Origin of the sequence: Acinetobacter towneri (assembly GCF_001758345.1) — a bacterium.
Lineage (GTDB): Bacteria > Pseudomonadota > Gammaproteobacteria > Pseudomonadales > Moraxellaceae > Acinetobacter > Acinetobacter towneri_A.
On record NZ_MKQS01000015.1, the window covers coordinates 60369 to 82010 of the forward strand.

General features: G+C 41.5%; 16 protein-coding genes and 2 rRNA genes. 7 read left to right on the plus strand and 11 right to left on the minus strand.

Annotated features, from left to right (window positions below):
* The first annotated feature begins 169 nt into the window (after positions 1-169).
* Positions 170-1906 carry a hypothetical protein gene (locus tag BJN41_RS09370; RefSeq protein WP_070154759.1) on the plus strand — a complete coding sequence of 579 codons (1737 nt, stop codon included), beginning with the start codon at positions 170-172 and terminating at the stop codon, positions 1904-1906.
* 67 nt (positions 1907-1973) lie between these two features.
* On the opposite strand, the gene BJN41_RS09375 is transcribed toward BJN41_RS09370, so the two are convergent.
* From BJN41_RS09375 to BJN41_RS09390, 4 genes are all read right to left on the minus strand, one after another.
* Entirely contained in the window at positions 1974-3293 is a 1320-nt protein-coding gene (locus BJN41_RS09375; RefSeq protein ID WP_070154760.1) for an MFS transporter, read from the minus strand.
* Between the two features lie 153 nt (positions 3294-3446).
* Positions 3447-4091, minus strand: coding sequence for a trimeric intracellular cation channel family protein (locus tag BJN41_RS09380; RefSeq protein WP_070154762.1), 645 nt, complete (start codon positions 4089-4091; stop codon positions 3447-3449).
* Positions 4092-4156: 65 nt separating this feature from the next.
* A complete protein-coding gene (locus tag BJN41_RS09385) occupies positions 4157-4624 on the minus strand; it encodes a YchJ family protein (RefSeq protein ID WP_070154764.1) in 468 nt (155 codons plus the stop codon).
* Positions 4625-4765: 141 nt separating this feature from the next.
* Positions 4766-6349, minus strand: a complete 1584-nt coding sequence (locus BJN41_RS09390; RefSeq protein WP_070154766.1) for a TerC family protein — start codon at positions 6347-6349, stop codon at positions 4766-4768.
* A 333-nt stretch (positions 6350-6682) separates the two neighbouring features.
* Between BJN41_RS09390 and BJN41_RS09400 the strand changes: the two genes are divergently transcribed.
* Positions 6683-7309: a TIGR00730 family Rossman fold protein gene (locus BJN41_RS09400; RefSeq protein WP_026438242.1), complete on the plus strand. Its 627-nt coding sequence runs from the start codon at positions 6683-6685 to the stop codon at positions 7307-7309.
* Between the two features lie 162 nt (positions 7310-7471).
* On the opposite strand, the gene BJN41_RS09405 is transcribed toward BJN41_RS09400, so the two are convergent.
* The gene (locus tag BJN41_RS09405) at positions 7472-9358 is read right to left on the minus strand and encodes a choice-of-anchor I family protein (protein WP_070154768.1); all 1887 of its coding nucleotides are present in this window, start codon (positions 9356-9358) and stop codon (positions 7472-7474) included.
* A 183-nt stretch (positions 9359-9541) separates the two neighbouring features.
* Here BJN41_RS09405 and mdtD point away from each other — a divergent pair, with 183 nt between their 5' ends.
* From mdtD to BJN41_RS09430, 5 genes are all read left to right on the plus strand, one after another.
* Positions 9542-10933, plus strand: coding sequence for a multidrug transporter subunit MdtD (gene mdtD, locus BJN41_RS09410; protein ID WP_070154770.1), 1392 nt, complete (start codon positions 9542-9544; stop codon positions 10931-10933).
* Between the two features lie 79 nt (positions 10934-11012).
* Positions 11013-11804, plus strand: a complete 792-nt coding sequence (locus BJN41_RS09415; protein ID WP_167562404.1) for a GH25 family lysozyme — start codon at positions 11013-11015, stop codon at positions 11802-11804.
* 231 nt (positions 11805-12035) lie between these two features.
* The gene (locus tag BJN41_RS09420; RefSeq protein WP_070154772.1) at positions 12036-12296 is read left to right on the plus strand and encodes a hypothetical protein; all 261 of its coding nucleotides are present in this window, start codon (positions 12036-12038) and stop codon (positions 12294-12296) included.
* Between the two features lie 45 nt (positions 12297-12341).
* Positions 12342-13397, plus strand: a complete 1056-nt coding sequence (gene dinB / locus BJN41_RS09425; RefSeq protein WP_070154773.1) for a DNA polymerase IV — start codon at positions 12342-12344, stop codon at positions 13395-13397.
* Between the two features lie 464 nt (positions 13398-13861).
* Entirely contained in the window at positions 13862-14218 is a 357-nt protein-coding gene (locus BJN41_RS09430) for a RidA family protein (RefSeq protein WP_070154775.1), read from the plus strand.
* Positions 14219-14335: 117 nt separating this feature from the next.
* Here BJN41_RS09430 and BJN41_RS09435 read toward each other — a convergent pair whose 3' ends face one another.
* From BJN41_RS09435 to BJN41_RS09460, 6 genes are all read right to left on the minus strand, one after another.
* Positions 14336-14872 carry a DUF2726 domain-containing protein gene (locus tag BJN41_RS09435; RefSeq protein ID WP_070154777.1) on the minus strand — a complete coding sequence of 179 codons (537 nt, stop codon included), beginning with the start codon at positions 14870-14872 and terminating at the stop codon, positions 14336-14338.
* 345 nt (positions 14873-15217) lie between these two features.
* The gene (locus BJN41_RS09440; RefSeq protein ID WP_070154780.1) at positions 15218-17590 is read right to left on the minus strand and encodes a YgiQ family radical SAM protein; all 2373 of its coding nucleotides are present in this window, start codon (positions 17588-17590) and stop codon (positions 15218-15220) included.
* Positions 17591-17784: 194 nt separating this feature from the next.
* The gene (locus BJN41_RS09445; protein WP_070154782.1) at positions 17785-18993 is read right to left on the minus strand and encodes an MFS transporter; all 1209 of its coding nucleotides are present in this window, start codon (positions 18991-18993) and stop codon (positions 17785-17787) included.
* A gap of 423 nt (positions 18994-19416) precedes the next feature.
* Entirely contained in the window at positions 19417-20766 is a 1350-nt protein-coding gene (locus BJN41_RS09450; RefSeq protein WP_070154784.1) for an MFS transporter, read from the minus strand.
* A gap of 284 nt (positions 20767-21050) precedes the next feature.
* Positions 21051-21165 (minus strand): 5S ribosomal RNA (gene rrf / locus BJN41_RS09455).
* 212 nt (positions 21166-21377) lie between these two features.
* Positions 21378-21642: ribosomal RNA gene (locus BJN41_RS09460) — 23S ribosomal RNA — on the minus strand; the annotation flags it as partial.

The following is a 21642-nucleotide window of genomic DNA, read 5'->3' on the forward strand; positions in this document are numbered from 1 at the left end:
AGTCATTCTATGAGGGTCTATTGACACGTTACAGATGTTTGAAACAATACTTATTACATAAAAATTCCTTTATTTTTATCAATGTAAATGCTGTTTTTGTGATATAAAACACACTGCAGTTTTTTATTTAAAGTTTAAATTTATTGTAACGGTTCTTTTGGATTTCGCTATGCAGACCTATATTCCTTATCAGCTTCGGGTAAAGTTAAAACAAATTGATCCTATTCTTGATAATAAATGGCAGCAGCAGCTAAACGCAATTCTTTCCGCCACACCTAAAGAACTGCATGAAAAAATAGAAGAACGATACTTAAAACTCAAAAATATTCACTGGAATTATCTTACAGCAACCTTTGAATTTCATGGTTACATCCGTCTGCAAGACATTCCACAGTACACACAGCATCCAGAATTATTACAACTCGCCAAAAACGTACAAAGTAGCTTTGACTATTTAGAAACCTACCAAACCGACTTTCAAATCGCCGATTTTCTAGAAACGGTGATTCATGAAATGAATCAAATTGAATTACATGAGCCACAGGATATTCAAGCCCAACTTTTACTCAAAAAAGCGTTTTTATATGATGCTGCTTTAATTATTCGTGATTTAGACTTCAGCGTTACAACTAACCATCGCAATCTAGATCAAGCACAAATTCGTAGTTTTATCTTTGAAGTGTTTATGAAAAGTGAAATTTTGGGCAATTGGTTTGCTTATATTTTACCAAGTGAATATGCACAACAAAAACCATCAATTTTTCAGGATTACTTTGTTCATGAACTGCATGTTCGTGACTTTGAAATTATCGATGCTACAGATTACTATTTTATTGTGAGTAGTTCCTACGACAGCCGTGTATCTGCTTATTCCATTCGACGCTTTTTAACAGAAGAAAACTTTGGCGTAGAAAATAAATTCTATATTAGTGGTTTAGTTCTTGATCCGAAAAAGTTAGATCAAATTGATTATATTGAAAATTTTAAACAGCAAATGACACAAATTATCGGCATTCAACGTCAAATGAATCCGCATATTGTGGAGTTGATTGAATCTTTACACCTATATAAGCAAGAGCAACTTTTACCACAAATGAAAAAAGTGGTGGATATTCAAGGTTTTTCTACAGATTATTTAGTCAAAGAGCATTTAGATTGCTTAGAAAAAGACCTTTGTTTGCAAGTGCTTGAACCATTTGCAAGAGGTTTAAAACAAAGTGTGCAACAGTCTGATGAATTAGAGTTTTGTTATTTAAATCTGAAACGTTTAATGACTGAACTCTTACATCAGTTTGAAGCTTTATCTCAAGAACCCATGTTGCAATTTAATCCCTACGCCCGCGGCTTTAAATATCGTTTGATTGCATATTTGCATTTATTGGTACAGCGTCGCGCACAAGTTTTTGTGCTCTTTGAAGATGAATATCACTATCAACAACATTTAAATGCGGTAATCGCCCCTGTTCAAAAGATCAGAGAGCATGTGAATGCTGCGATTGAACAGAGCCGCCATATACAACAACAAATACGTAGTCTCGAACGAGAAATTCAAACAAATGAAAAAGCGGGATTTTTTAAACGTTTGCTGAAAAAATCTGAAAATAATCAGGTGAAAATAGAGAAGCTAAAAAAGAGCCTGATTGATATTCAAGATCGCTGTTATATTGGAATTATTAGTATTCAAAAACAGGCAACCCAACAAAGTGTTTATTTAGAAGCCAAGAATCTCATTAGCAGAATTGACCCTAAAATCCGTCACTATGCTTTTGCCAATGGTGAAAATGGTATAACACGCTTACCATTATTGTTACAACTTCCTGAAGATCGGCATAGTTTTAACATGCAAAATATCGCCTTGGCTTTAAATCAGGAATTCGTTCTGACTGCTAAACCTTGGAGCCAGTAAGCGTAAATTCCTCAAACAGGTTTACGCTTACTGTCATTTCAAGTTGGAAGATGGGTTTATTTTAAGCTTACAAACCTATCGACTCTAAAGTTCTGCCTTTAGTTTCTTCACCCAACACCACAATCACCACAGCAACGGCCAATAAAACCGCTGTAAACATCATAAAAACATAACTAAAGCCATTTTGCATGACCATCATGTGGGTGACCACCATTGGGGCGACAATACCACCCATACGTCCAATCGCCGAAGCCCAACCTGAGCCAAAAGCACGAATATTGGTTGGGTACTGTTCAGGGGTATAGGTGTATAGCACACCCCACGCGCCCAAGTTGAAGAACGACATCAAACAGCCCCAGAACATGATCATCGCCACGCTATCCGCCTGACCAAAGAAGTACGCCGATACGGCACACATGCCAATAAAACCTGCTAGTGTGGCTTTGCGCCCTAATTTTTCGACCAACCAAGCGGCTGCAATATAACCAGGTAATTGCGCCAAAATCATGCCCAGCACATATTCAAATGACTGTACGATGCTGTAGCCTTGCTGCACCAACAGACTAGGCAACCAAGTGAAAATGCCATAATAGGAATAGACAATGCCAAACCAAATCAGCCACAGCATTAAACTACGACGCGCAAATGGTCCCGACCACAATTGAGTAAAAGAAATATGCTGTTTGGCGGCAACAGGCTGAACTTCAATTTGTTCAATGACCTCTACCCCACATTGACGCTCAAACTTTTGTACCAGTGCATGTGCTTCGGCAATACGACTACGATTGATCAGATATGGGATAGATTCAGGGACTTTTTTCCAGATAACCAAGGCATATAAGGCAGGCAAACCACCGATTAAAAATGCTGTATGCCAATCAAATTTTGGAATCACAAAATAAGAAACTAATGCCGCACATAACCACCCCAAGCCCCAAAAACTTTCCAGCAATACAATAAAGCGCCCACGCACATGCGCAGGAATGTATTCACTGACCAAAGTCACCGCTACGGGAAGCTGCCCGCCCAAACCTAAACCGACAATAAAGCGAAAGACCAGTAACCAAGTTAAATTCGGTGCAAAGGCACAAGCGGCAGTAGCTAGACTGTAAATCACCAAGGTGGTGGCAAATACAGTTTTACGTCCAATTTTATCGGCCAGACCACCTGAAAAGACTGCCCCAATGGCCATTCCGACAAAACCAATCGACACCACCATGCCTTTTTCGGCAGGGGTCATGCTCCAGTCTTCTGCCATTTTTGCCAAAATAAAGGAGATCAGTCCTGTATCCATGGCATCAAACATCCAGCCCAGACCAATCACCACCAGTAGACTATAGTGGAATTTTCCAATGGGTAGACGTTGCACACGTGAAATTAAATCCATAACACACTCTTTAAGTTGGCTAAAAGGATATGGGCGATGCCACACACAGCTACTGTTGTATTTTTATACTATGAGTTGGCAGAATGTGGATAGCATTAAAAAAACCGATCTGGTGATCGGTTCACTTATGTTCAATACTGTTCTTATAACCAATTAGGTTTCATCTTTAGAGGATGCTGAATGTTCATCATCATCCTGATAAATAAATTTAGGCATTTCTAAGCCAAAATAAATCGCAATCAAACGCAAGGTAAAACCAAAAATAAGTGTTGCGATCACGGTTAATTCAAGCGATAAACCGATTTCGATACACAACCAATAGCAAATTACGGAAACAAAAGAAATACTGGCATATAGCTCACGACGGAACACCAAAGGCACATCGTTACACAGAATATCACGCAGAATCCCGCCTGACACACCTGTTAAAACACCTGCAACGGCAGACACTACAAAACCATGCCCCATTTCCAAAGCAATTTGGCAACCAATAATGGTGAAGCCAATTAAACCTAAAGCATCGAGCACCAAGAAAATGGAACGTAAATGACGCATCCATTTGGCAATTAAAATGGTGATAAAAGCTGCAATACAGGTCAGCACCAAATATTCAGGATGTTTGACCCAAGTCAGTGGATAATGCCCCAACAATACATCTCGCACCGAACCACCGCCCAATGCGGTGACACAAGCAATTAAGGTGACACCAAACCAGTCCATGCTGCGACGCCCTGCAGACAATGCGCCTGTCATCGCTTCTGCGGTAATCGCGATTAAGTAAATGATCAACAACAACATGGACTTGCCCTTCTTTCACTAGGTCAAAAGATGTGCGTTATCATAAGCGAAAAACCAAGATAAAGTTATAAAAATCGCGCACAACATTGCTTAAATTTTTTACCCGAACCACAAATACACGGCTGTTTCATGGTCGGCTGTTGCCCTGTGGTCGGATCCAAAAAATACCAACGTGCCTGATGTTGCACAAAATGGGAAACTTCATGGTGAATTTGCGCCTGCTTAGCATCATGATAATGGGCTTTAAATTCAACTTGGGCGTGGTTTTTATCTAGCTTTTCATTGCTATTCAGCACTTCGAGCTTTAACCATTGATTCGACTTGCTCCAATCTGTAATTGCGTCAACATTCAGACTTGCCTGTTGTCCTAGCGCAGTAGTTTGTACAATATAATCAATTTGTTGCAAGGCAAAAGCACTATAGCGTGAACGCATGAGTTGGCTCGCAGTTTCTGCATGTGCCTGCCCCACGTGTAAAGGTTGGCAGCAGTATTGATAATCGCCTTGCCCGCACGGACATGCCGAGTGATGCATAGAAAATTCCAGAAATTTAAATCAATAATAGGGTCTGTTGACACTTCGTCTATATTTGCAATGGCAACAGCCCCAAAACAGCCTGACAATGCAGGCTATTTTAGCGGAAGCACAAGACTGAAATGCAGTTTGGCGTTCAGTTTATGATGCGCTTGAAGATTCCTGTTGAATCAAATGCACTTTTTCAATTTTATGTCCATCCATGGTCACAATTTCAAAAATATAACCATCGGAAAGTAGCTTCTCACCGTTTTCAGGCAAACGTCCCAAATGGAATAAAATATAGCCAGATAAAGTTGAATATTGCTCGCTTTCATCCACCAAATCACGACCCAATAATAAAGATACGTGGCGAATGTCGATAGAGCCATCTAGCAATAATGTGCCATCTTCCAAACTTTCAGCACTGGCTTCGAGTGCATCTTCATCTGGAAATTCGCCCGCAATTGCTTCCAAAATATCAATAGGTGTGGCAACGCCTTCAATCGAGCCGTATTCGTTCAGCACAATTGCCATTTGCAGCGGTGCTTGACGCAATTGCTCCATCACCATCAAAACTTGGGCATTTTCATGCACAATCACAGGTTCACGCAAATGTGTTTCAAAATCCAGCACCCCTGTTTCAATGTATTGATTCATAACTTTATGGGTCAGGACAATACCCGAAATATTATCCAGTTCACCGCGCGCCACAATCACCCGTGAATGGGTCATGCTTAATAACTGGCTACGAATTGAGGCTTCATCTTCGTCTAAATCAATCCATTCCAATTCAGGGCGTGGCGTCATGACCGACTTTACAGGACGTTCAGATAAACCCAATACCCCTTGCACCATCACACTATGATAGACCCCATTTTCTTCGTCAAAGACTTCATCGGCAAAGGCACGGGTAGCCAAAACATCTTCATTCACATGGCTGCTTTCAGTGGTGTTTTGGCTTTTGCCACCTAACATCCGCATCACAGCCGAAGCAGTACGGTAGCGTAAATCGGTGGTGGTCACGGTTTTTTCCTGATTTCTGCGGATAGTTTGGTTCAAGAATTCAATCATCACCGAGAAACCGATGGCGGCATATAAATAGCCTTTTGGAATGTGATAGCCAAAGCCTTCCACCACCAATGAGAAACCAATCATCATCAGGAAGCACAGGCATAAAATCACCACGGTAGGATGTTTATTGACAAAGTCCATGAGCGCTTTGGAAGCCCACAGCATAATGCCAATTGCGATGATCACCGCAATCATCATGACCGATAAATGCTGCACCATGCCCACAGCGGTAATCACGCTATCGAGTGAGAACACTGCATCTAGCACCACAATCTGCACAATCACCATCCAGAAAGTCGCATGTACAGGATTTTCTTCTTTTAGTGCAGGTTTGCCTTCAATGCGTTCGCGCAGTTCCATCGTGCCTTTAAACAATAGGAATACACCACCAAACAGTAAAATCAGGTCGCGTCCAGAGAAAGGATGTTCAAAAATATGGAACAGTGGTTGGGTCAGGGTGACCACCCATGCGATAGATGCGAGTAATATCAGGCGCATGCCTAAGGCAAGAATCAAGCCCACGACCCGTGCAGTATTGCGTTGTTCTGGCGGTAGTTTTTCTGCCAAAATGGCAATAAACACCAAGTTATCAATACCCAGTACAATTTCAAGCACAATCAGGGTCAATAACCCAACCCACGCAGCGGGGTCAGACATCCATTCAAAGATCATCTGTTCTTCTCCTGAATATCTGAAGCGGAATACGCCAAAAACATATCCTGTATTAAAACCAACTTGGCTGGCCCTTGGAGGCTTAACATTACATTAAAAAATATTCGTTCGGTGCGACAACTGCCACTGTCCATGACGATTCTATAGTTGTAAGACAAGCCTTGAGTATAGGAAAGTTTGCGCTCAGATTCATCCCCTTTTTTAGACATCGTCCACACCCATGCAGCACTTTCACAAATCTTTGCAAATTGAACACTGCATATTGACGGGTTTGTCATATTTGGGCACTAAGCTAGAGCCGACAAAAAGAACATGCTATGGTGAAGAAAATAAATGAATAGCGTATCAAGAATGATTCAATCAACTTCTATTAATCATCCCTCTCCCCTTACCACCCAACCTTTGGTTGCTCTGTATTGTGGTTCGCGCGCTGGCAATAACCCAATTTATCAGGAAAAAGCAGTACAACTGGCAAGAAAACTGGCCGAACAAGGCTTTGGCATGGTTTACGGTGGTGCGAGTATTGGTTTAATGGGTTTGGTTGCCGACACCATGGTGCAACACGGTGGGCAAGCTGTAGGAGTGATACCTGAATTTATGCTCGATTATGAAATTGCCCACAGTAATTTAACTGAATTACACGTAGTCAAAAGTATGCATGAACGTAAAGCGATGATGGCAGAACGTGCTAGCGCCTTTGTCGCTTTACCAGGTGGTTTGGGCACGTTTGAAGAGATTTTGGAGATAGCCACTTGGGGTCAATTAAATCAGCACCAAAAACCCATGATTTTATATAATGTAAATGGCTTTTATGATGCGCTGATTCAGCAGTTAGACCATGCAGTGCACGAAGGTTTTTTACCACCGCAACACCGCGCTAAACTAATTGTGTGTAACCACTCCCATAAAATTATTAATGCTTTAAAGAATTTGGATGCTCCACCTCATTTTGTGGGTTAAACTTTTTTTTGATGCATCAAATAGCAGAGAAAGCGAGTCGGTGACTCACTTTTTTTATTTACTGTTCATTGGTTTTACAGCATAAAAAGAGAGCACCGAAGTGCTCTCTTTAATGGGTCATACGTTTTTAACTTTCATACATTTCCAGTACTTGAAATACTGTTAGTTAAGCTTGATTTGGTACACAGCAGTAGTTCCGCTGACTTCATTACCCACAACCAAAAGTGGCTTGCCGTTAGGCGAGTCTTTGGCTGCAATAAAGATTAAACCTTCAGGGCCGAGATTTGAATTTTCAACAGTCACTACATTACCTTTTGCATCGAACGATGTACGGGTTTCACCAAACTTACGATCATTAAAATACTCAACAAATGATGCTTGTGTCGGCTGGGTAATGTCATACACCATAATGCCACCCATACGCTCCAACCCAATAAAGGCATAGGTTTTTTGACCAATTTTACCTAAAGCGATGCCTTCCGGCTCAGGACCTTTATTGTCACTACGATCATCTGCACTTAATTTTTCATGATTGGTATTAAAGTATTCTGGAAATAATTCAGCAGCTTTACGTTCAAAGTCATTTTTTGAGTCCCAAACAATTTTCTTGGTTTTAGGATCTACAATACTGAACGAGCGGCCACCATAAGCATATAATTTGTCATAAGTCATTAAACCATTGCTGTCTAGCACAGGCTCACCATTTGCATCTTTCTTGTAACCTTGTGTCCAAGTAATCGTCAAACGACCCAATTGTGAATCTTTAATTAAATTATCTGCGCAGACTTCATTGGGATCTGTAGTGGTACATGCTTTAAATATGCTTGAATCAAGTTTTGCACCTTTAACCCCTGACTTTAATAGACGTAAATGCGCAGCATAATCGCCATTGCTACGGAAGCCTTTATTATTAAATAAGTGTTTAACACGAATTTCTTCTGCATAACCTTGAGTTAAATCATCTGTACCAAAATATAAGTCTTCATCAACCAACCATTCACGCGCATCGCCTTCATTGGCAGTGACCAAATAGCTTTGTCCATTGGCTTGATATTGCGCAATTGCATCTGGCATATACATGCCGTATAAACCAGGCCAAGCTTGAATATTAATCAATCCCTCATCTTTAGCGCAGGCTGTAATCGTTTTACCGTTATAATCTTGTTTACCCACAACACAATCACGATCACCAGCATCTAAAGCATTTGCAGCTAAGCCAAAGTCTTTATAACCCAACGGGAAAATATCGACCACTTGGTCTTGGGTCAAATCAATCACAGCAATGGCATTGTTTTCTTGTAGACTTGCCCAAGCAGTTTTACCATCGTCACTCACCGCAATATATTCAGGCTCTAAATCTTGTGCGACAGTCGCATTTGGCCCAAAAATACGCACGCCCGCATCAAGCAATTCCTGCTTACGTATATTCCATGCCTGAAAATCTGCAGTTTTTACAGTAGGCTTGTTAATATCAGTCAGATTAATAATACTGATCGAACCTTCTGGATCAATCGCATAGCCTTCATTTGGCTCACCTTCATTGGCAACCAAAACTTTTTTACCATCTGGGGTAAAAGTCAACATATCAGGCAATGCACCGACTTCAACTTTGCTGATAAAGCTCAGGTCTTTGGCTTTAAAAAATGCCACGATGCCTTTATCAGTTTTAGGTGTTGCCTGAACAGCTAAAGCGACAATACCTTGATGTACCGCAACACTATTGACTTCAGAATTCGCTAAATGAGTCTTGGCATCCAAGCTGTTCAGCTTAACAGGTGCACTTGGGTTGCTTAAATCCAGTACATCGACCACGCCATTTTTCGCATTGACTACAAATAAACGTTTGCTTTCAGCATCATAAGCAGGAATTTCCGCAGCACTCGCACCAAAAACTTGTGCATCGTATTCCCCTAAACGCTCCAAACTAATTGTAGTTGGTGTTGCTTCTACCACTTCTTCTTTTACAGGAATAGGATCATTATCATCATTACATCCCACCATCCCCACAGACAATAAAGCCAACATTAATGCAGAAATTTGCGTTTTCATAAATTACTCATCATTTTTCTAAATGCACCCAACTTACAAACTCAAAGTGAATAATCGGTGACAAATAAATGACAATTTCATGGCATTTTCTTGAATTTTAGAACACTTTTCATGTTTTTTCAGATGCAGTCCGTTAGATTGCAAAATGGTTTAAACTAGACCAAATGTCCATTTTGCCGAGTTATGAACCAAACACCGACCCATCAAGCCCTGCATCCTGAATACCGCCTTTTGGTATTTCTGGTTTCAATTGGCTTTTTTATGCAGGCGCTCGACACCACCATTGTGAATACAGCAATCCCTGCAATGGCACATAGCCTGCAGGAAGACCCGCTGCGGATGCACAGTGTGGTAGTGGCGTATGTGCTCTCGGTGGCAGCGTGTATTCCATTAAGTGGATGGCTGGCAGATCGTTTTGGAGTTCGCAACATCTATTTTGCAGCGATTATTATTTTTACCCTTGCCTCTTTGGGTTGTGCCGCTGCAGCGAGTCTGAATGAATTACTATTTTATCGGGTGATTCAAGGCATCGGTGGTGCATTGCTCTTGCCTGTCGGGCGCTTGGCGATGCTCAAAATTATTCCACGCACCCAGTTTTTATCTGCCATGAGCCTGATGAGTCTGGCAGGGTTGATTGGCCCCTTAATTGGCCCAACGCTGGGCGGTTGGTTGGTCGAAGTCGCCACGTGGCACTGGATTTTCCTCATCAATATTCCGATGGGCATCTTGGGCTGTTGGATTTGTATCAAAGCCATGCCGAATGTGACTGAAACTGAGGTTAAAAACTTTGATTTTCTCGGGTTTATCCTATTAGTTGTGGCGATGGCGGGCTTATCTTTAGGCATCGAAAATTTTGCCAATCCACACCATAATCTGCTTTGGAGTTTAGCGTTAATCCTGGCTGGCGGTATTGCAGCAGCATGCTATGCTCGCCATGCTCACACCCATCAAAATGCCTTATTCCGCAGCGATTTATTTAAAAATCGCTTATATGCCATTGGTATTTTAGGTAACTTTTTTGCCCGTTTCGGGGGCAATGCCATGCCTTTTATCATGCCGATCATGCTGCAAGTGGCTTTTGGTTTTGAACCGTTTATCACGGGCTTGATGATGATCCCGACTGTGCTTGGTTCTTTGGTATCTAAACCGATCATTCGACCTTTAATTCAACGTTTTGGCTATCGGCAGTTTTTGCTGACCAATACTTTATTGGTCGGTGCCTGTATTGCCAGTTTTGCGCTCACCACTGCCGAAACCGCAGTTTGGTTACGTACCTTACATTTCTTTATATTTGGGGTACTCAATTCATTGCAATTTGTAGCTATGAATACCTTTACGCTCAAAGATTTACCTCAACAAGAAGCCAGCAGCGGCAATAGTTTTTTATCCATGATTATGATGCTGTCGATGAGTATTGGCGTGGCATTAGCAGGTACTTTGGTGAATATGTTTAGTGCCTATTACGGTGCAGAACAGTTAGTGAGTGCCTTTCATGCCACTTTAATTTGTTTGGGTGTATTAAATATTTTGGCATTTTTAGTATTTTGGAATATTCCTAAACACACGGCTGTTTAAAACGCCATTACCGAAAGCGCATGGTGCTACACCGCACTGCGCGTTATGATATGACATTGCCCCGCGAAGCTTTTCCAACATGCGCAAACCACCAAATCGAGCTATAAACTCAGCTTTTACACCGCACTATCGTATGATGATTGCAGTACTCGGCAGTACTATTTTGGCGGTTTTATTGTATTTGGGCATATTGCGCCAGCAACCTGCGGTAGCCGAAGAATATCCGATTCAAGGCTTTGATGTGTCACATCATCAAGGCGATGTTCAGTGGAAAAAAATTTCCCCACAAAAATATGCCTTTGTCTATTTAAAAGCCACTGAAGGAGGCGATTTTAAAGACCGTAAATTTCAGGATAACTGGCTCAAAGCCCGTGAACATGGTTTTTTGGTCGGTGCCTATCATTTTTATCGCTTATGCCGTGATGGAACAATCCAAGCAGAAAACTTTATTGCGACTGTTCCAAAAAAATCCGACAGTTTACCACCTGTAATTGACTTGGAATATGACAGCAACTGCATCAACACCTATAGCAAAGAACAGTTACTGCACGAAATTCAAATCATGCATGATGCGCTATATCAACATTATGAAAAACAACCGATTTTTTATGTATCCAAAGCCTTTTACAATATGGTATTGACTGAAAGTTTCAAGCAAACGCCTCTTTGGGTCAGAGAATATCAGGGTAAACCACAACTGGCAGGTCAGCCAAAATGGCTGTTTTGGCAACATACCAATCGGGGTCAAATACAAGGTATTCACACACCAGTTGACCTGAATGTTTTTTATGGAACCCCCCAACAATGGCAGCGTTTTTTAACAGACAACGCGATTCAACCCACAAGATTTGAACCGAACCAGAAAAAATAACATGCTAGCCGTATCACAATAAAAAAATACCATCATGAAATTGCTTAAAGGGCTGCTCTCGCGCTCTGCATTTTTCAGGATTCACGCTGCTTTACCTATTACAACCTGCGAGTAAACTGGAGTAATTTTCCGCATGGCAATATCCAACAAAAACTTTAAGTTCTACTTTGAAGGTACCTTATTTTGGCGTATCTACACTATTGTTTGATGATGGCGAAAACTAGATTCTAATTGATAGATTTTTTAGTCGCCCCTCACTATTTAGACGAAACTGCGGGGACATTGCGTCCTGATGCTGTGATTCCAATCGATTGGGATAATTTTTTCCAGCCTTTAGCGCGCCCTTTAGAGTTTTTGCCCCGCATTGCCGACCATAGCCCACGGAGTTTACAGCGTTTGATCGACTATGCAGAACAGCAATCGACACAGGTGATTTTGCTGAATAGCAACACGCCTTATCCGCTTGCTCCGATGCTACAACCGACTTCCTAAACATGCGATACTGTTGAAATCTAAACGCTTCATCTAGTTTGTGCCATGCGGAAAATCATTCATATTGATATGGATGCCTTTTATGCCTCTGTTGAGCTGCGCAGTCGTCCTGAATTGCAGCATTTACCTGTGGTGATTGCTTCGCATCATCCTCGAGCTGTGATTGCCGCGGCATCCTATCCTGCGCGTGAGTTTGGTTTACGTTCTGCCATGTCGATGGCACAAGCCCGCAAACGCTGCCCGCAGGTGGTGGTACTCGAACCCAATTTTGCACTCTATCGTGAGGTTTCCACACAAATTCATCAGATTTTTCAGCGTTATACACCACTTATTGAACCCTTGTCTTTAGATGAAGCTTATTTAGATGTCACCGAAAATTTACAAGGTATTCCAAGCGCAACTGAAGTCGCAATGCGGATTCGGGCAGATATTTTTCAAAGTACAGGTTTAACGGCCTCGGCAGGTGTCGCACCGAATAAATTTTTAGCCAAAATTGCTTCGGACTGGCATAAACCCAATGGCATTTGCGTGATTAAACCCAGTCAAGTGCAGCAGTTTATTCAGGACTTACCCTTAAAGAAAACTCCAGGCGTAGGTAAAGTCACGCAGGAAAAATTAAAAAGCTTGAATTTAAATACCTTAGGCGATTTGCAACACATTGAAGAAAACCTGTTGATTCATCATTTTGGCAAATATGGAAAACGCCTGTTTTTATTTGCCCAAGGGATTGATGAACGTCCTGTGCAGGCAGAACGTGAGCGCCAGCAAATTTCCAAAGAAATCACCTTTGATGATGACTTAAACTTAGCCGAATGTGCAGCTTACTGGTCTGGCTTGATTGATCAGGTTTGGCATAGTTTAGTAAAAAAACAATATGTTGCACGTGGTATATCGGTCAAATTAAAACTCAAAAATTTTCAGGTCTTACAACACAGCAAAAGTTTTAAACAGCCACTTGAAAGTAAAAATGATCTTGAAAAAGTCCTGCAGCTTTTGCTCAACGAAATGCATATTCCCACACAGGATCAATTCCGTTTAATTGGTGTTGGTCTGTATCAACTCAGCCCTGCCGATGCGCAAGTGCAACTATCTTTACTGTAAATATCACAACTTATAAATATCACGGATATTAAAGCTGTAAACTTGCTGCTCTACATAAAACATAGCAAGCCTATACTTACCAACGGCTACTTAAGCTAATTTTTGTATAAATTTCAGCCAAAAGAATAAAAATTAGACTATTTACCCTTCACAGTTGTGCTTTTTAGAGTAATCTATACGCGCGATATATTTATCCGTATATACGCTGAGATGTCAAAAATCACCATTACTTTTGGCATACTTGTCCTGTGATTGGCGTGACGATCAAATCCGAAGATTACAGGACAACTCTGCGCTTGGCACTTCGCTGCTTTGACACCGCATCTCTCTTTTCCTCGTATTTTCCATTCGATTACTTTTTATTTTTTAGCAGACTACTGCCTGCATATTTTCCACGTGCTTGCCTGCCTCTATAATACCTCACGCTTTTTATACCTAATCGCTTGGCGCGAGGATTACACCCAATGGCTGTTCAACGTCTACATATTCAAAAACGTTATTCTGAAATTGCAATTTCTGGAAATTTAGTCCATTTGGCAGGGCAACTGGCAGAAGACACACAACAAGATATTGTGGGGCAAACCCAACAAACACTTGCCCTGATTGATCGTTTACTGGCAGATGCGGGTACAGATAAAAGTCACATCATGTCGGTGATGATTTTTCTAAAAAACATTGAGCGCGATTATGCCGCAATGAATCAAGTTTGGGATGCTTGGGTGGCAGATATACAAGCTTTACCGCGTACCTGCGTAGAAGCCAAGTTATACCATCCTGACGTTTTGGTTGAGATGACTGTGGTTGCAGTCAAACCTGAATAGCAACCCAACGTAAAATAGACACGATTAAATCAAGAGTCACAGCCAATTAAAAAAATCAGCATGTCATGGCGACATGCTGATTCATATTGTCTATCTAGTGACTTTAGCGGCAAGCGTTTAGCCCAATACCTTCACTTTATGGCGTACAGAATGCGCTATAAAATCATACTTTTTTAACGCAGTATCCAAATCATCTAAATCTGTAAACGATGACTGCCCAAATGCTTCGCGCAATTCGTGATATTCAGGCACCTCTTCATAACGCAGGACTTTATAGCCCGCTAAACGCAACAATTCATCTTGGTATTGTGCATTGCGGCTACGTTTCAACATCAACAGATCATATAAGGTCACAATTGCAACGACCTGATGATTGGCATCCAACACCACAAAATCGGCAATCATATTGCGGTATTTGTGGCGAGTGCGTGAAAATTTCGTGGTCAGCAAGGCATCAAAAGACACATGCGCCAAGATGGTATGTTGAGGTAAAATTTCCTGCAAACGTGTAAACGTCAGCTGTTCATTTAAGCTAAAAATTGCACGTTGCTTTAGCGCACTGTCTTGAGGTTTTTCTCTATTTTCCAAGCCCTTAACCGCCATCAAGAGAAAGGAAATCAGTATCAAAACCCCAATCAAAATATAAATTGTCATTATTCAATCCTTAAAATCATTTTTATAGTTGTTTCGGCTTCATGCCAATTTTTTCATCAAATCAGTATATAACACGCTTTTTTATTTAAGCATTCAATTTATGAAACTACATGCAACACTCACAAAACCATCATAGAAACAGACGTTTTGTTTCACAAGCTAGCCTTTTGTCTAAGCGCTGTAGCATATAGCAGCGTGCTTTTTATCTTTGTATGTCTGTACTGTATAACATGCTTAAAAAACTATGCAATGCTTAAGCATTTCGATTGTCGAACAATTCCGATGAAATGAAAAGCAAACAAAAAAAGGCGCCGCAGCGCCTTTTGATGGACCTTAATTTAAGTACTAAGCTTTCGATTTTGGCTTAGATTTCTTGTGTGAAAATGGACGTTTTTCACCTGTTTCACGTGGCGGCAAGCCTGTGTGCTGGGTCAAAATTTGTCCTTTCTTCGAACGATTACTGTTCTGAGCACGATTGCCACTTTGCCCCGTACGTTTTTGTGAATCACCCGCGACAGTCGAGTTTTTCTTACGTGCCGTTTGATACTGTCCATCTGTGCCTTGCGGCTGATAGGTTGGAATCAAGTGCTGTTTAGAGTTCCCAATTAAATCAGCGCGCCCCATTTCTTTTAAAGCTTCACGCAACAACGGCCAGTTGTTTGGGTCATGGTAACGCAAGAAAGCCTTATGCAAACGACGACGCTTTTCGCCTTTTACAATATCTACGTTTTCAGTATAACGCGCCACTTTAGCCAGTGGGTTTTTACCGGTGTAGTACATGGTTGAAGCCGTCGCCATTGGTGATGGATAGAAAGTTTGCACCTGATCGGCACGGAAACCATTCTTTTTCAGCCATAAGGCCAAATTCATCATGTCGTAGTCGGTGGTACCCGGATGCGCAGCAATAAAGTACGGAATCAAATATTGCTCTTTACCTGCTTCCTTACTGAAACGATCAAACATCTGTTTAAAGCGATCATAAGTTCCGATGCCCGGTTTCATCATCTTAGATAATGGACCTTTTTCGGTATGTTCAGGCGCAATTTTCAAATAACCGCCCACGTGATGCGTCACCAACTCACGAACATATTCAGGGTTCAACACCGCCAAGTCATAACGCAAGCCTGAACCAATCAGAATTTTCTTAATGCCTTTCAACTCACGCGCTTTGCGATACAACTGAGTTAATGGCGCATGGTCGGTATGTAAATTTTGGCATACGCCTGGGAATACACAGGATGGTTTACGGCAATTCTTTTCAATTTCTGGGTCTTTACAGTGCAAACGATACATATTGGCCGTTGGACCGCCCAAGTCTGAAATAATGCCTGTGAACCCAGGGGCAGTAYCACGAATTTTTTCGACTTCACGCAAAATCGATTCTTCAGAACGGTTTTGAATAATCCGTCCCTCATGTTCGGTAATTGAACAGAATGTACAACCACCAAAACAACCACGCATGATATTGACCGAAAACTTGATCATGTCAAAGGCTGGGAAACGTGCATTACCATAAGCTGGATGCGGCAAACGTGCATACGGTAAATCGAACACATAGTCCATTTCTTCAGTGGTCAATGGAATAGGTGGTGCATTCAACCACACATCACGTTCACCATGCTTTTGTACCAACGCTCGGGCATTACCTGGGTTGGTTTCTAAATGCAGAATACGGTTAGCATGCGCATACAGCACAGGATCATTCACCACCTCCTCAAAAGATGGTAAACGAATCACTGCCAATTCACGTGGTGGCAATTTGTGTTTAATTGCTTTAGAAGCAGGCTGTAATTGAACAATCTGTGTATCTGCATCTAGCTGATCGCCTTCACGAACAATTGGATTGCTGACCAGATCTTTCTGGAAATTTTGATATTGCGCAAGATTGTTACCCTTATCTTTTTCAATCTCACAACCGTCTAAATCTTCGGTCATCACATAAGGGTTAATGATTGGATCGACGCGGCCTACGCTGTCTACATCATTAGATGCAATTTCAACAAATTGAGCTTTAGACGCACGGTTATGTTTATTGATAATAAATGCTGTACCACGTACATCTGTAATTTCGTGGATTTTTTCACCTTTAGCCAAACGGTGCATCACTTCAATAATCGAACGCTCACCATTGCCGTACATCAATAAGTCGGCTTTAGAATCCATTAAAATTGAGCGACGAACTTTATCCGACCAATAGTCATAATGTGCAATACGACGCAACGAGCCTTCAATCCCGCCCAGTAAAACAGGCACATCTGGAAAGGCTTCACGACAACGCTGACAGTACACCGTAGCCGCACGGTCAGGACGTTTATTCGGCTGATTGTCTGGTGAATAAGCATCATCAGAACGGATTTTACGGTCTGCGGTATAGCGGTTGATCATCGAGTCCATATTGCCTGCGGTGACACCCCAAGCAATGGTCGGCTTCCCTAAAACCCGAAAAGATTCCACATTGGTCCAGTCTGGTTGGGCAATAATCCCAACACGAAAGCCCTGCGCCTCAAGCACACGACCAATCACGCCCGATACAAAAGAGGGATGATCAATATAAGCATCACCACAAACTAAAATAAAATCACAGGCATCCCAACCCAGCTGATCCATTTCTTCGCGTGACATCGGCAAAAATGGCGCAGGCTCAAAACATGACGCCCAATATTTGTCATAATCAAACAACGCTTTGGGTGCGGTCTGAGCAGTATAAGCAGTAGACATGGCTGGCAATTCTCGGCTGGGAAATGGAAGATCAGAAGTCGATCAAAGATGAAAGCCGACTATTTTAGCATGAATTCCATTCATCTTGCTTGATTAAAAAACACACAAAATCAGCAAACTATTTTTATATCCTAAGTTTGTATCTAAATAAGAAAAGCATAAACGGCTACGCCGAAAGCAATAATCCTGAATGCTTATCGCAGCGCTGTTGGTTTAAGCTTTAAACGCCACGCACCATAAAGCGCCACACCCAAGACTGCAGTCATCACCCATGTCAGACCAGACCATCCCCATTGTTCCCAAATCAATCCGCTACCACTGCCGAGCAAACTCGAACCCATGTAGTAGCTAAATAAATATAATGATGATCCCACTGCACGATACTGCAGGGCTTGAATCGACACCCAACTACTGGCAGTAGAATGTGCAGCAAAAAAGGCAAAGGTAAATAACACTAAGGCAGCCAATACAACAGCTAAATGTGCAATCGACATCAACCACAATGCAATCAACATGAGGACAATCACCATAGGCAACACACGTTCACGCCCCATACGATTGCCCCAGCTTGCTGCACGCGGCGAACTATAAATACCCGCCAAATAGGCAATTGAAATCACCCCAATCCAAACTTGGGAAAGCTCAAATGGTTTAGCTAGTAAATAATAGCTGATGTAATTGAAAATACTAACGAAACAACCCATCAGCAAAAAGCCCTGTAAAAAAAGGATTCTTAATTTACGGTCTGCTAAATTGGCAACAAAAGCGTCTCTAAACCGCGAGAAGCGAATCGGATACGCTGTAAAGTTTTTCGATGAGGGCAGTAACATATAAAAGGTGATTGCAATCAGTAAATTCAAACCACCAATAATTAAGGTTGCCGCTTGCCAAGAAATAAAATCGACCAAGACCCCAGCAATTAGACGTCCACCCATGCCGCCAATGGCCGTACCCGAAATATACAACCCCATGGCAAAACCAATGTCTTGCTGTCGAATTTCTTCACCAATATAAGTCATAGCTACTGCAGCAACACCGCTCACAGCAATGCCAATAAAAATTCGTGTGGTTAAAAAGAATGACCAGATTGGAAGTAAAGCACTCAGAATTACTAAAATGGCAGCTAAAAATAAAGCCAAAACCATAATGGGTTTACGCCCAAAACGATCTGAAATAAAACCTGTGAAAAGCAAACCGATTGCCAAAGCTACAGTAGAAAATGACAATGGAAAACTACTTTGGGTCGGCGTAACCATAAAAAAATCGGCCAAAATTGGCATCATCGGTTGCACACAGTACAAAGTCGAAAAAGAAGCGAAACCCGCTAGAAACAACGAAAAAAGAATGGCTTTAAATGGCTTGGTACCATACTGAACATGAGATGCTACAGCTAAATCAGACATATTTACTCCAATCACGCGATCAGTATACGCCTGTTTATGCACAAAAATAAGCTCGGTATTTTATCGTTTGCTCAAAAACAGCGTCAGTATCATTCATCACTTTGTCAGTTTTTGCTTACATGCACTGAAGCAAAATGAGGCTAGGCAGTATTTTGAGCTTACGGTATTCTTTAAAGCATAAGGAGACAGGATGTTTCCCAAACAGAAAACAACAATAATAGGTTTGAGCACCAGGATCGTGAGGTACGACAGGAGTTATACCTAAACACGAAATACAAAGAAACCCCGTCAGGATGATGGGGTTTCTTTTTATCTGTGTCTTGAGTATATAACTTTATCTATCATCACTTTCTATTTACACACCCCATAATCAAAAAGTCCCCAAACAAGGTTGAGGACTTTTGAACTTAGCACATTACAAGTTTAAGCTTTGGCAGCAACTGCTTTGCCTGCTTTAATTTGCTCAGCTTCATCTTCACTCATAATCAAGGCAACCGCAATTGCAGTGATCAAAACTGGCAAACCTACTGCCATAAAGTTGAAGTGTGCAGGTAAATTCATACCCAATAAGCCGCCAATTAAAATTGGACCCACAATCGCACCCATACGACCAATGGCAGATGACCAGCCAATACCTGTTGAGCGTACCGCAAGTGGGTAATATTGTGCCACATAGCTATACAACAACATTTGTGAACCAATAGATGCTGCACCCGCCAAGAATACTAAGATGTAAAGTAAGAATTGATTAGATTGGAAGCCCATGAGGCTCATCACCAATGCACCCATGATTCCCAAGAACATCAATACAGGTTTTAAGTGGAAACGGTCTGCTAAAATACCACCACCCACGATACCAACGACTGCACCTACGTTCATCACCATCATGAACATTAAGCTGTTGTCCATAGAATAGCCTGCCGCCATCATCAGTTTTGGCAACCAGCTGCTGAGTGCATACATGGTTAATAGACAAGTAAAGAACGCTAACCAGAACAATAAAGTATTCACTGCACGACCGCGTTTGAACAAGCTCACCACGTTAGCAGCTTCAGGCACACCAACCTGATACAATTCAAAAGTGGTGTCTTGGGTAATTTTTAAATCTGGTGCTAAACGCGCTACGATTGGACGGGCTTGATCTTGCTTATTTTCTTTGACAATAAAGGTTAAAGATTCTGGCAAGAATTTCCAAATCACAGGCAATAAAAACAATGGGATACCTGCAATAAAGAACATGATTTCCCAGCCAAAACTTGGGGTAAACCATGAGCCAAGTAAGGCTGCCATTACACCACCTACAGCATAACCACTAAACATAGTAGTCACTAAGGTGCTACGCATGGTTTTAGGTGCATATTCAGAAGTTAAGGCCACAAGGTTTGGCATTACACCACCAATGCCTAAACCCGCCAAGAAACGTAAAATCGCAAACTCAGTTGGATTAGAGGCGAAGCCACCTGCAAAGGTTAAACCACTAAACAGAACGATACAGATCATGATGACTTTCTTACGACCAATTTTATCGGCTAAAGAACCAAAAATCATCGCGCCAAACATCATACCTGCCAATGCAGTACTCGCGAGCATCCCCGCCTGAACAGCACTCAAGCCCCACTCATCCATCAATAAGGGTAAAACGACCCCATTAATTGCCAAGTCATAGCCATCAAATAAAATGATCAATAGACACCATGCCACGACATTGAAATGAAATGGTTTGAATTTTGCGTGATCAATGACATCATTCACGTTAATTGCTTGATGTGTCATTCCTCACCTCCTGTGAGTTTGTGTTTCAGTAAGCTTAAATAGCAATTTTTACAGTGAAGACTTTCATTTTTATCAGTCATCCATGCCCACTTTTGCTATTTAAGTAGATTGTGTAACTTTCACACAAAACAAGAAAAATAAAAATTCAACATTAGTCTAAAACCTTTTATTAATTATGGATTTATTATTATTTTAAAAACAATAAAATGTGATTATTCCTCTTAATATTTTCTTTCCTGCATAAAAAAACACCCTCAACGYTASTTGAGGGTGTTTGAATAATGAGCTGGCGATGACTTACTCTCACATGGGTAACCCCACACTACCATCAGCGCGAAGAGGTTTCACTTCTGAGTTCGGGAAGGGATCAGGTGGTTCACTCTTGCTATTGTCGCCAGCACAACTGTTATGGACTTGTTCGGGTCTTAGTTACATTGCTTTTGCTTGATGCTTTTGCATGTAATGCCTTACTTKGTTCCAAATGAGTTATTAACAGGTTGGCTATTGGGTCTGAATTTTATTGTTTAGCCTTAACTAAATCAAGTTTTYGTYTGATCGTTAGATCAATATGAAATCRATTGATGCTTTATATACAACTGTTTGGGTGTTGTATAGTCAAGCCTCACGAGCAATTAGTATTGGTCAGCTTCACATATCGCTATGCTTCCACATCCAACCTATCAACGTCGTAGTCTTCAACGGCTCTTTAGGAGGCATAAAGCCTCGGGGAAATCTTATCTTGAGGTAGGCTTCCCGCTTAGATGCTTTCAGCGGTTATCCCTTCCGAACATAGCTACCCGGCGATGCGACTGGCGTCACAACCGGTACACCAGAGGTTCGTCCACTCTGGTCCTCTCGTACTAGGAGCAGATCCTC